Origin of the sequence: Bacillus pumilus (assembly GCF_900186955.1) — a bacterium.
GTDB classification, from domain to species: domain Bacteria; phylum Bacillota; class Bacilli; order Bacillales; family Bacillaceae; genus Bacillus; species Bacillus pumilus.
The window spans coordinates 3,112,900-3,125,356 of the sequence record NZ_LT906438.1; the positions used below are offsets into that span (position 1 = coordinate 3,112,900).

The window sequence follows — 12,457 nt, forward strand, 5'->3', positions numbered from 1 at the left end:
TCGCCTTAAAGTGTGACACCTGTTTTGAAAATAGCCAGCTCTCTAAAATTGTTTTTTTCATGATTCAATAGCTTCCCGCTCGCCACATCAATGACAGTTGAAATAAATTTTTCTAACACAATATCTTCTGGTACATCTTCAAGCAGTTCTCCCGCATTAAAGTCAATCCAATGTTTTTTTGTTTCATATAAGGCTGTATTCGTCGAGACCTTCATTGTTGGGACAAACGTGCCGAATGGTGTCCCTCTGCCTGTTGTAAAAAGAACCAACTGACAGCCAGAAGCGGCAAGAGCAGATGAAGCAACCAAATCATTTCCTGGTGCACTTAATAAATTTAGACCCTTTCGCTTCAGCAATTCCCCATATTTCAATACATCTTGAATGTCAGAAGTTCCTGCTTTTTGTGTACAACCGAGAGATTTATCCTCTAATGTCGAAATTCCACCTGCTTTATTTCCCGGGGAAGGATTTTCATATACTGGCTGTCGATGATCCATGAAGTATTGTTTAAAGTCATTGATCATTTGCACAATATTGTCGAAAGTCGCTTCTGATTCCGCTCTCTCCATTAAAATCGTTTCTGCTCCAAACATTTCGGGCACTTCTGTTAACACTGTCGTGCCGCCTTGAGCAACAATAAAATCGGACAGCCTTCCTAAAAGCGGATTTGCGGTAATGCCGGAGAATCCATCTGATCCCCCGCACTTCAAGCCGATTTTCAGCTCAGATAACGGGATTTCTTCACGGTGATCTTCTTTCGCTGCCTCATAAATTTCCTTGAGTAAAGCGACTCCCACCTCAATCTCATCTCCTACTTCTTGGCTTCTTAAAAATTTCACTCTCTCATGGTCATATTCACCTAATGTAGACTGAAAATCTTCAATGTCGTTATTTTCACAACCAAGTCCGAGGACGAGCACTCCTCCAGCATTGGGATGCTTCACGGCATTTTGTAAAATGATTTTTGTATTCTCATGATCGTCCCCAAGCTGTGAGCATCCATAATTGTGCTTTAATACAAGAGCTGTTTCAAACGGATGGATGCTTCCGCCCATTTCAGCGGTAAAAATTTGAATGATTTGATCGGCGATGCCATTTACGCATCCAACGGTTGGGACAATCCAAAGCTCATTGCGAATCCCGCTTTCCCCATTTTTTCGTTTATATCCTTTAAATGTAAGATTCGTTTTTTCATAGGGGTTATTTGTAAATGAAGGCTCGTATTCATAATCGAGCTTGCCTGATAGATTGGTTTTGATGTTATGTGTATGCACCCATTCTCCAGCAGAAATGGCAGTCGTTGCATGCCCAATGGGGTAACCGTATTTCATGATATTCTCTCTTTGCTTGATATCAGCCAATGCAAACTTATGACCTTTGGCGATGGTCTCTTTTAAAATAACGGAATGATCTTGATGATGTAGCTCCTCCCCTTGTTCAAGCACTTTTAAAGCAATACCGACATTATCTGAAGGGTGAATCACAATAAAATCTTTCATGCCTTCTCCCCCTGACTTTCATATTGATGCTGCAGCATTCGTTGAACAGCCGCTCTCATCCCTTGCTCCTTTATGAGGGTAAGCTGATCAGCTACAGCGTGAACCAAATCATTTATATCCGTTAAATTTCTCCCCCATAATTTTTCACATGATAGAATCTTTGCTGCGATCGCTTCATTAGATTGGTTCTCTTCTTCAAAGGCTTCCTTCATGAATGCCAGTACAGTCTCATCATCCTTTATCTTTTCTGCATGTGCTCTGTAAAAATAAATGAGGCTGCTGAGTGAAAACACGAGTTTCATTGGCAGCTGTTTCTTTTGCTCAACATAATCGAGCAATGACGGAAGAATACGGGTTCGAAACTTAGATACACCATTAAGCGCAATATCCAGCAATTGATGCTTCACAAATGGATTGCAAAATCGATCCCAAACCGATTGTGTATAAAGAAGAAGCTCACCTCGAGAAAGCTCAAGCCCTGGCAGTATTTCCTCCTCCAGCATCCGCCGGATGAACGGGCCAACATCCTCATCATCCACAGCCTCTTTTACAGTTTCTACCCCGCATGAGTAAGCGATTGGCACCATCGCTGTATGGGCACCGTTTAAAATCCGTACCTTGCTCATGCGATAAGGCGCAATATCCTCTACAAAAAGGACATTTAAACCTGCTTCTTGAAAGGGAAGCTCTTTTTGTACGAAGACAGGTGCTTCAATAACAAAGAGGTGATAGTATTCTGCCGTGACAAGCAACTCGTCGATATATCCCTCTTCCTTTTGAACAATTTCAGCTGCTTCCTTAGAAAACCCAGGAACGATCCGATCCACAAGCGTATTACAAAACGTATTGGCTTCCTTGATCCATGTGATAAACGCAAGCGGCAGGTCCCACTCAGTTGCCATGTCTATCACATATTCCTTCAAGCGATCACCGTTATGTTCGACCAGTTCACATGGAAGGATGATCAGCCCTTTTTGTTCATCTCCAGCAAATGCTTTAAACCTGTGATATAGGAACGCCGTCAGCTTTCCTGGAAAACTCGCTTGCGGTCGATCCTCCAAGCGATCCGCCTTTCTGAACATAAGCCCTGCCTCTGTCGTGTTGGAGAAGACAAAGCGGAGATCGGGGTTTTCAGCTACTTGTAAAAAAACATCATAATCCGTATACGTACTGATTCCTCTGCTGATCGATTGAATGACCATCCGCTCATTCATTTCTTGCTGGTCATGATAGCCCTGTATACATAATGTGTATAAGCCATCTTGTTCATTTAAAGCTGCAACAGATCCTTTTCTCGGGGGAACAACAACAGCTCTTCCTTTAAAATCTGTGCAGTCGTTCAGCTTTTGGATGTGCCAATTAATAAAGCCTCGCATAAAATTCCCTTCACCAATCTGCAAAATCGTTTCCGGATACTCAGGCACCGGGTATAGGGCTTTTGATAAACGTTTCAAATGGATTCCCCTCTCTGTAATTTATGCACACGTGAACATTCTTCTATAAAAGATGCCGATTACTGCACCTTTTTGACTGAATCTCTGATCATCAGCTCTGTGTGGACATACATTTTTTCCATATGATCTTTTTCCTGCTCTTCACCGTTTATGACGGATAGGATGGCTTCTGCTCCAAGTGCACACATTTTTTCGATTGGCTTTTTCACCGTTGTCAGTGCAGGCGTGGTATAGGATGAAAATGCAATATCATCAAAACCAATAATAGAGATATCGCCTGGACACGTCTTGCCCTTTGCATATAAAGCATTCATCGCACCAATGGCCATGTCATCGTTAGAGCAAAAAAGCGCTGTTGGCGGATGATCAAGGGTCAGCAGAGATTCCATTGATTCATAGCCGCTTTTCATATGGTAGTCACCCGTGATCATATATTCTTTTTTCATAGGAATATGGTGATCAATTAACGCTTGGAGAAAGCCAGCTTTTCTCTCCTGAGTCGATTTAAAGCCTTCTTTTCCTTCAATGATGGCGATTTGTTGATGGCCTTGCTGAATGAAATAGTGCGCTGCCTGGTATGCTCCTTGACTATCATCTGCTAATATATTCATCACTTCATTACTTTCTACACGACGGTTCAGCACAATGATTGGAATGCCCTGTTTCTTGACATGATGGATAAACGCTTCATCGTGCTCGCTTTGGCTCATCAGCAAAATGCCATCGTAGCGCTGTTTATGAATGGTTGTGTAATCGTGAAAATCGTCAATACCCCTAACAAACAGATTGTAATGCTCTGTCATGACGCTATTGACACCTTTTAACGCATCCACAAAGAAGCTTGAGGATGTGCCTTCTGTTAAACTCGTGAAAAACAGACCGATTGTAAACGATTTTTGTGATACAAGGCCTCTGGCATGGACATTTGGTGAATAGTTCAGCTGTTTTGCAATCGACAAAATCTTTTGTTTTGTCTTCTCTTTAATAAAAGGACTGTTATTCAAAGCCCTTGATACTGTGGTATGAGAGACATTTGCCAATTTTGCTATGTCTTTAATTGTGACTGTCATGCTATTCCGCCTTTTATGATTTTTTTCCATCTTATCATAAAACCGCTTTCATTTTCTCACCTTTTTCCTCATGTGATTTTACTTTGATGATGGAGCTGCTTTGCCCGGTCAAATTGAAAATATTGCTTGGCATTTTCATAGCTGATTCCTTTCACGATCTCCCCTAACAGCTCAAGGTCATAGGGGACTTCTCCTTTTTCTACCCAATCCCCGATGATATCACAAAGCAGTCTTCGGAAATATTCATGCCTTGTATAGGACAAAAAGCTTCGTGAATCTGTCAGCATCCCGATAAAACGGCTGATCAGTCCGATACTGGAAAGAGCCATCATCTGCTCTGTCATTCCTTGCTTCGTATCATTAAACCACCAGGCTGTGCCGTGCTGCATCTTCCCCGGTGTCTTCCCGTCTTGAAAGCTTCCAGCCAATGTTGATATCACTACATTGTCCCTTGGATTCAAGGAATAAAGAATCGTGTTTGGCAATGCATCTTCTTGTTCTAAACGATCTAATATTCGGCAAAGCGGCTTTGCAATGTCTTCGTCATTCATCGCATCGTATCCCGTATCTGGTCCGAGCCTCTCAAACATTTTCGTATTGTTGTTTCTAAGTGCATTGATATGAAGCTGCATTGCCCAGCCACGCTCACAGTAAGCCTGACCTAGCATAATGAATGTCTCTGTTTTAAATTTGATCTTCTCTTTTTCCGTCAATGGATGACCAGACATTCTTTTATGAAAGATGGTCTCCACTTCTTCTTGTGTCGTTTCTTCATATGTCATTTCATTAATGGCATGATCTGAGATCAAGCAGCCGTGATCATGAAAAAAATCAATTCTCGCACGGAGGGCATGTAAGAAGTCTTGGTAGGATTGTATTGGGATAGCTGAAGCCTCTGCCAGCTCATGAACATATTTTTCAAACAGATCATTCGCTATATCGAGTGCTTTATCAGGTCGAAACCCTGGAAGCACTTGTACAGAGAATCCCTCTTCCCGCAGTTTTTGATGATATTGAAGAGAATCGACCGGATCATCTGTTGTGACAACGGTTTCAACGTTTGATTTCATGATGAAGTCTCTCGCCCCAAATCCCTCTCCTTGCAGCTTTTCATTGACTTTCTGCCAAATGATGTCTGCATTTTTTTCATTTAATAGGTCTTCGACTCCGAAATACCTTCTCAGCTCTAGATGAGTCCAGTGATAGAGCGGATTTCCTATGGTCATAGGGACGGTCTTTGCCCACGCCAAAAATTTATCATCATCAGATGCATCCCCCGTGACGTGCGTTTCAGGGATGCCGTTTGCTCTCATGGCACGCCATTTGTAATGATCTCCATAAAGCCATGCCTCGGTGATATTTCGGAAGGTTTTATTTTCATAGATGTCTTTAGGACTTAAATGACAATGGTAATCTATGATTGGAAGGTCCTTTGCAAACTCATGGTATAACTTTTCCGCCGTTGGACTGTTTAGTAAAAACTGCTCATCTAAAAAGGCTTTCATCAAATTCCCCCATCCCTCTTATCGTATGAAATTATTTTGTTCACGTTAACAATTTAATTGTAATCGTTTACAAAGTTGATTTCAATCCTAAAACAGGAAAAAACGATCTCCTTTTGAAAGGAAAATCGTTTTTTGGCTATTTTACAGGAGGTGATTTTTTTAGGATAATCGCAATAGTTGTTCCAGCACCTTGTTCACTTTCCACTTGAATATCACCGTCATGCAGCAAGACAAGCTCTTTTGCAATCGCGAGCCCGAGTCCTGTTCCATTCGTTGGATCGTTCGTATTTGTCCCTCTATAGTAGCGGTTAAATAAGTGATCGACCGTTTCTTGTGCCATTCCGCATCCGTTGTCTTTCATTTCGATCCGAACTTCCTCATTTGTTTCAGATAAGGTAGCTGTAATATGAGTTCCTTTTTGGTTATGCTTGACTGCATTCGCTAGCAGGTTCTCAATCACTCGTCTGAACCAGGCTTTGTCGATCTCAAACATGACACCATCAGTTTGATCTTCGAAGGAGGAAGGGAAATCTTCTGAAAATGAGCTCCTTGAAAACTCGTCCATAATGGATGCTAAGAATTCACCAAGCTCGACAGGCTTTCGATTAATAGGCAATGCGCCATTTTTTAGTCGATAAGTGAGGTTTAAATCTTCAATCAAGGTCGACATGTATTCTGATTTCTCACGAATCACCTGTCCCATTTCCATGACTTCTTCCTTGGACCATTGATATTGATCAGATTCAAGCATGAGCCCGTAGCCATAAATCGTACTAAGGGGTGTTTTCAAATCATGTGACAATCCTGCAATCCATTCTTCCCTTGTGGTTTGAATTTTTCTTCGGTTTGCTTCATTCTCTTTTAATGTAAGCGTGAGCTGATCCATTGTTTTTAGGATATCCTCAAATAATCGGTATTCCCGCTTAATACGACCTTTTTTATTTTTACTGATTGGAATTCCTTTTCTATTTGTTGGTTCCTGTAATTTATTTCTAGATAAGAAAATCAGCCAGCGGATAATGTGATAGATTGGCAGACCATAGCGATACGAGTACCATATTGTCATGACGATAATAATCGTAAGCGCAAGACCTGCAATTAAGATGGTTGTATATTGATTTAAAGCATCTGTTTCTTTATCGTATAATCCATCTGGGCTGTATACTTTATTTGGTACAGAAATAATGATATACAGGTTTTTATTCACTCTGATATAAGACAGGTCACTTCTAAACTCCCAAGGCTTTGATTGATACTTGAGCAGTTCAACATCTGTTACCTCATGTTTCAAATTGGTATTAGCTCGAATACCTTGTAAATATTTCCCTTCATCATTGAACAGATGCACTGATCCATTCATTCTCTTCAAGAATTCTTTCGTTTCAACCGAATATTGAGATAATGCAGCCAAGTCTTTCTCGTGCTGCTTCAGATAATTGGCGACCTTTGTGCTGTTTGTTTTGAACCCGTATAGCACGATAAAGCTTTTTTGATCAATTTCAATTGGCCAGAAGTACATCTTGTAATCTTTATATTGCCTTTTTTCAAAGATCTTGATCATTTCATCCTTTTGATAGGAAGTTGGAATGGACTTAGGGCGGTGATAGCTATAGACGTTATCCTTTTTTGAATCAATGACTTGCAGCCAGCCGTCTCGTTTTCTCACTGCTTGTTTCAGCTGATCATCGGCTTCCATTTTTCCATCCTCATTAAAATAAAGCCAGCTCATGAGTGTATCTCCATCAGCTTTTGTTAAACCGGTTTCAGCCATGTTCTCATAGTATTTTTTTAAATATAAATTATCAGAGAACGTATTTCCGATGATCAAAATGGCAATCACAATAAACATTTGTCCGACAAAGTGAAAGAAGAGTTTTGCTCGTAGATTCATAAATTATTTAAAAACCTTTGCTGGGTGCGGTATAAATTTATAGCCCATACCACGGATCGTCACAATATATTCTGGCTGACTCGGATCTAACTCAATCTTTTCTCTCAGCTTTCGGATATGAACCATCACGGTGTTGTTATCACCATATGATGGGACGCCCCATACTTTCTCATAGATTTGATCTTTTGAAAGAACCACATTCGGATGATCACAAAAGTACTTCAGCAAGGAGAGAAGCTGAGCTGAGCATGCAGTCACCTCTCCTCTTACTTTCAATTCGGCTGAATGAGGATGATAGGAGAAATGGGCATATTCGTATTGACTTTGAGCCTCATCGTGGTCTTCCTTTAAAGAGATATATGTTCGGTTTAAGTGAGCCTTAATTCTAGCCACTAGCTCTAGCGGGTTAAATGGCTTTGTGATGTAATCATCTGCTCCTTGAGCAAAGCCGGTCAGTTTATCTACATCAGACGTTCTTGCGGTTAAATAGAAAATGGGCGCTTTCGTATATTTTCTCATTTCAGGAAGAACATCAAAACCAGACTTACCGGGCATCATCACGTCTAGAAGTAAGAGGTGGATGTCCTCGTTTTTGACAATATCTAATGCTTCATCTGCATGGTAGGCTTTATATATATGCTTGAATCCTTCTTTTTTTAATACGCGTTCAACCATTTTGACAATTGCTTTTTCGTCATCTGCAATCAATATTTTTGCTGTTTCCACGCATCTCTTTCCTTTCTAGCTATGATCTCTAACCGTATATTACCATTGTCTAAAGTAAAAAAGTACCTCTTTTCTGCATAAAAGCGAAAAAATATCAACTGGAGAAAATGGCAGCACTAGGAAGTTTCAGAGACGCAAAAAAACTCGGCTATTCCACCGAGTTCCTTTTACTTCTATTATCCGTTCACAGCTTCTAGCTTTCTTTCATGATTCATTAAGTCATATGTTAAACAGATCGGCTTATTCGTTCTAGGGTCAAGTACGATTTCTGCATCAATGTGGAATACCTGACCAAGCACCTCTTTGGTCATGACCTCATGAGGCGACCCATCTTTGATAACTTTTCCTTGATTGAGGGCAATCATGTAATGAGAAAAACGTGCCGCATGATTCAAATCATGAATGACCATCAACACAGTTCGTCCCTGCTCTCTGTTTAACCGTTCTAACAGCTGAAGAATTTCGAGCTGATGTGCAAGGTCCAAATACGTCGTCGGCTCATCCAATAGAAGCAGTTCTGTTTCCTGGGCAAGTGCCATCGCAATCCATACACGCTGACGCTGTCCACCAGAAAGTGCTTCAATTGGCCGGTCATGAAAAGCAATCATACCCGTTTCTTCAAGTGCCCATCTGATGATTCGTTTATCTTCATTTGATAAGCGTCCAAATCCATTTTGATGCGGGAATCGTCCATATGACACAAGCTCATAGACTGTCAGCCCGCTTGGTGCTTCGGGAGTCTGCGGTAAGATCGCCATTTGTTTTGAAATTTCTTTTGTTGGCGTTTGATGGATGGCCTGGCCATTTAAGTAAACAGCTCCTTGACTGGACTTCATGATACGGGACATTGTTTTTAAAATCGTTGATTTCCCGCACCCATTCGGTCCAATCAATGTCGTCACCTTGCCTTTTGGGATACTGATATTTAAATCGTCTACAATCAAACGGTCATTATAGCCAATACAAAGCTTTTCTGTTTCGAGCGATTTCATATGTTGTACTCTCCTTCCTTCTTAGTTCGTTTTCATCAATAAGTAAATGAAGTAAGGTGCGCCTAAAGCCGAAACGACAAGACCAACTGGCACCTCTGATGGTGCAAGTATGACGCGGCCAAGTGTATCTGCCAGTAATAATAACAATGCGCCAATCAACGCGGAGGCTGGTATCATTCCTTGATGCTTTGGTCCAACAAGCTTTCTCGCCAAGTGCGGTGCGGCTAACCCTAAGAACGAGATACTACCTGCAACAGCGACACTAGCACCTGCTAATGCAACAGCAATCAGCATAAAAAAGCTTCTTTCTTTATGAACTGAAATCCCTAATGCATAGGACAGCTGGTCACCTAAATTCATGATATTTAAGTAACGTGCTCTCACAAACGCTAACACAAGGAAAATAAGCATCCATGGCAGAACTGATAGGACATACGTCCAGCTCGATCCCCAAATGCTTCCTGATAACCACACGATGGCTTGGTTAAAATCATTTGGGCTCATTTTTAATTGAATCACCACAATCGCTGCTGAAAATGCAGCATTGACGCCAATACCAGTTAAGATCAAACGAACAGGTGTGATGCCCTTTTTCCACGCTAACACATAGATGAGAAATGCAGCAAAGCCTGCACCTACAAAAGCGAAGAGCGGCAGTACAAAAATCGTAAAATCACCTAGGTTTGACATCGTACCTTGGAAAGCAAAAATAAACAAAACCACTGCAAAACCTGCGCCCGCATTGACACCAAGAATGCCTGGATCGGCTAAACCGTTTTGAGAAACACCTTGCCAAATCGCTCCTGATACAGCGATAGAAGCGCCAACAAGTAAAGCGATGACCATTCTTGGAAGTCTGAACTCGAATAATACAAGCTCATCCATTTCACTTCCGAATCCAAAAAATGTTTTCAATGTATCCATCGGAGAAATGCGAATTTCTCCGGTATTTAAACTAATAAGGAACACAGCCACAATCGCCAAAAAGATCATGAGCATCGTTCGTTTGTATTTCTTTTTCTTTGCCTGCTGCACCATTTCCATCTAAATCCCGCTCCTTTCACGTCTAGCTAAATATAAGAAGAAAGGAACGCCTATAATTGCAGTAATGGCACCGACTGGCGTTTCAAATGGGGCATTGACCAGCCTTGCAGCAATGTCTGCATAAATTAACAGAACCGCCCCTAAAATAGCTGAGCATGGGATAATCCATCGATAGTCAACTCCGACCAAGAAACGAGTGACATGAGGAATCACAAGCCCGATAAAGCCAATAGAACCGGCCACTGAGACAGCAGCACCTGTTAGAAGAATGACGACCAATATTCCAAGTACCTTGACAGTTTTCGTGTACTGTCCAAGCCCTTTTGCCAATTCATCACCTAAGCTGAGAACAGTGATCGAGCGGGCAAGAATCATTGCGATGATCAGCCCCGCAACCGCAACTGGAATGATGACCTTAATATTGCTCCAATTCACACCAGCCACGCCGCCAGCATACCAAAAGCTCATGTCTTGAGCGACGTCAAACCGGATGGCAATTGCTGAGGAGATGGAGCTTAAAAGTGCCCCAACTGCCGTACCAGCTAGTGCGAGCTTCACTGGGGTCAATCCACCTTTTGAAAGAGTACCGACACCAAACACAATAGAGGCAGCGAGTGCCGCACCAACAAATGACCAAAGAATTAATGTAAAAGAAGATTGCCCTGGGAAAAAAGCAAACGCAATAGCAATCGCAAATGCAGAGCCATTTGTCACACCCATAATTTCAGGAGACGCAAGCGCATTTCTTGTCATGCCTTGCATAATAGCCCCCGATACAGCTAAAAAGGCACCAACGAGTGCAGCCCCAACTGTACGCGGCAACCTCAATTCCCGGATGATTTGATGTGATGTTTGTTGTGGATCAAAATGAAAAATGGCTTCCCACACAGTGTGCAAATGAATGTTTGCCGCTCCTAATGATACCGATAAAAAAAGACCAAATGCTAAAGCGATGATTCCTATGATGACAACAGCTGCTGTTCCAAAGGGCTTTGTGACAATATCCATTGCATCGTCTTTGGTCGGCAGCTGTTTATTCGATTGTGAGCCCAAAACCAGTCTCTTCCTTTCCGTTCAAATCTATTCCTCATTAGTGATAATGATTATCAATCTCGAAGTCTAGTATATCACTTTCTTTTCTTTTTGAAATCATTGTTCTGAACATTTTCTTTATTTTCATCAAAAAACCGTGAGAAATGTACCATTTTTCTTTAGGCCCTAAAATAGCCGATGCATTTTTCAGCCCTTCATGTTACGATACAATTGAAATTGAGAATCATTATCACAATAAAGTGAATAGGAGAGAATTTTTGTGAAAAAACGATCTGGATTTCTTTTGATTTCCTTAGCCATTCTTATGCTGTTTACAGCTGCTTGCGGCAGCACTTCAAATAAAAAACCTGGCGCCAACCAGAATGACACAATCACTTATCAAGATGTCAAAGGTGAAGTCAAACTCCCTAAAGATCCAAAACGAATTGTGCTTCTGGCAGAAAGCTACTATGGAGACCTCGTGACACTTGACAAGACGCCAATTGCTGCAACGGCACCCATCTTTAAAAACCCTTTCTATAAAGGCAAAACGGATGGTGTCAAAAACCTTGGAACATCCCCTTCTGTCGAAAAGGTCGCCGCTTTGAAGCCAGATATGATTATTGCTTGGGGAGAAGACGAGAAATTTGATCAATACAAAAAAATTGCGCCAACCGTTGCCATTAAATACAATCAATATTCCTTTAAAGATCAGCTGAAAGAATTCGGTAAAATGACAGGTACACCGAAAAAAGCAGCAGAATGGATCACAAAATGGGATACAAAAATAGCTGAGGTAAAGCCTAAAGTAACAAAAGCGGTCGGCAGCAAAACCGTTGCAATCGTGTCACCTTTTGATAAAGGGATCTATATCTTTGGAAACACCTTTGCACGCGGAGGCGAAATTATTTATGATGAGCTGAAATTACGTGCGCCAAAGGCAGTTAAAAAAGATGCCATCGACAGCGGCGTGGGCTATGCAAACATTTCCCTTGAAAAGCTGCCAGAATACGCAGGCGACTATATTTTCACTAGTCCATGGAGCGGTTCAAAAAGCAAAGGAGACCAGGTGTATGAAAGCAGCATTTGGGCATCACTTCCTGCTGTACAAAATAAACACGTGTTTGAAATCGATCCTGTCGGTTACTTCTTTAATGACCCAGTGTCACTAGAAGGACAGCTTGAGTTTATTGTGGACCGTTTAACATCTGCATCATAAAAAAACGTTTCTCCATATACGGAGA

The 12,457-nt window shown here is 41.5% G+C and carries 10 protein-coding genes; 1 reads left to right on the plus strand and 9 read right to left on the minus strand.

The genetic code is table 11. From position 1 onward, the window contains the following. Nucleotides 1-5 precede the first annotated feature (5 nt). From CKW02_RS16400 to CKW02_RS16440, 9 genes are all read right to left on the minus strand, one after another. Entirely contained in the window at nt 6-1,499 is a 1,494-nt protein-coding gene (locus CKW02_RS16400) for a UxaA family hydrolase (protein WP_003213206.1), read from the minus strand. Continuing rightward, nucleotides 1,496-2,953: a tagaturonate reductase gene (locus CKW02_RS16405; protein ID WP_003213644.1), complete on the minus strand. Its 1,458-nt coding sequence runs from the start codon at nt 2,951-2,953 to the stop codon at nt 1,496-1,498. The genes CKW02_RS16400 and CKW02_RS16405 overlap by 4 nt, the downstream gene beginning before the upstream one ends. 59 nt (nt 2,954-3,012) lie before the next feature. Then, entirely contained in the window at nt 3,013-4,023 is a 1,011-nt protein-coding gene (locus tag CKW02_RS16410) for a LacI family DNA-binding transcriptional regulator (RefSeq protein WP_003212963.1), read from the minus strand. 68 nt (nt 4,024-4,091) lie between these two features. Next, nucleotides 4,092-5,528, minus strand: a complete 1,437-nt coding sequence (gene uxaC, locus CKW02_RS16415) for a glucuronate isomerase (protein ID WP_034620121.1) — start codon at nt 5,526-5,528, stop codon at nt 4,092-4,094. A 136-nt stretch (nt 5,529-5,664) separates the two neighbouring features. Continuing rightward, entirely contained in the window at nt 5,665-7,419 is a 1,755-nt protein-coding gene (locus CKW02_RS16420; protein ID WP_034620122.1) for a HAMP domain-containing sensor histidine kinase, read from the minus strand. Nucleotides 7,420-7,422: 3 nt separating this feature from the next. After that, entirely contained in the window at nt 7,423-8,145 is a 723-nt protein-coding gene (locus CKW02_RS16425; RefSeq protein ID WP_003212816.1) for a response regulator transcription factor, read from the minus strand. A gap of 176 nt (nt 8,146-8,321) precedes the next feature. Beyond that, nucleotides 8,322-9,137, minus strand: coding sequence for an ABC transporter ATP-binding protein (locus CKW02_RS16430; RefSeq protein ID WP_003213716.1), 816 nt, complete (start codon nt 9,135-9,137; stop codon nt 8,322-8,324). Between the two features lie 21 nt (nt 9,138-9,158). Then, complete coding sequence (locus CKW02_RS16435) at nt 9,159-10,181, minus strand: FecCD family ABC transporter permease (RefSeq protein WP_003213130.1); 1,023 nt, start codon at nt 10,179-10,181, stop codon at nt 9,159-9,161. Further along, nucleotides 10,182-11,234 (minus strand): FecCD family ABC transporter permease, encoded by a 1,053-nt coding sequence (locus CKW02_RS16440; protein ID WP_003212873.1) that lies wholly within the window; start codon nt 11,232-11,234, stop codon nt 10,182-10,184. Between the two features lie 259 nt (nt 11,235-11,493). Here CKW02_RS16440 and CKW02_RS16445 point away from each other — a divergent pair, with 259 nt between their 5' ends. Further along, complete coding sequence (locus tag CKW02_RS16445) at nt 11,494-12,432, plus strand: iron-hydroxamate ABC transporter substrate-binding protein (RefSeq protein ID WP_003213125.1); 939 nt, start codon at nt 11,494-11,496, stop codon at nt 12,430-12,432. Nucleotides 12,433-12,457: the final 25 nt, after the last annotated feature.

What these genes read in the sequence shown, in the direction of transcription:
- CKW02_RS16400 (WP_003213206.1), bottom strand. Translation starts at nt 1,499, where the DNA reads ATGAAAGATTTTATTGTGATTCACCCTTCAGATAATGTCGGTATTGCT.
- CKW02_RS16410 (WP_003212963.1), bottom strand. Translation starts at nt 4,023, where the DNA reads ATGACAGTCACAATTAAAGACATAGCAAAATTGGCAAATGTCTCTCAT.
- uxaC (WP_034620121.1), bottom strand. Translation starts at nt 5,528, where the DNA reads ATGAAAGCCTTTTTAGATGAGCAGTTTTTACTAAACAGTCCAACGGCG.
- CKW02_RS16420 (WP_034620122.1), bottom strand. Translation starts at nt 7,419, where the DNA reads ATGAATCTACGAGCAAAACTCTTCTTTCACTTTGTCGGACAAATGTTT.
- CKW02_RS16430 (WP_003213716.1), bottom strand. Translation starts at nt 9,137, where the DNA reads ATGAAATCGCTCGAAACAGAAAAGCTTTGTATTGGCTATAATGACCGT.
- CKW02_RS16435 (WP_003213130.1), bottom strand. Translation starts at nt 10,181, where the DNA reads ATGGAAATGGTGCAGCAGGCAAAGAAAAAGAAATACAAACGAACGATG.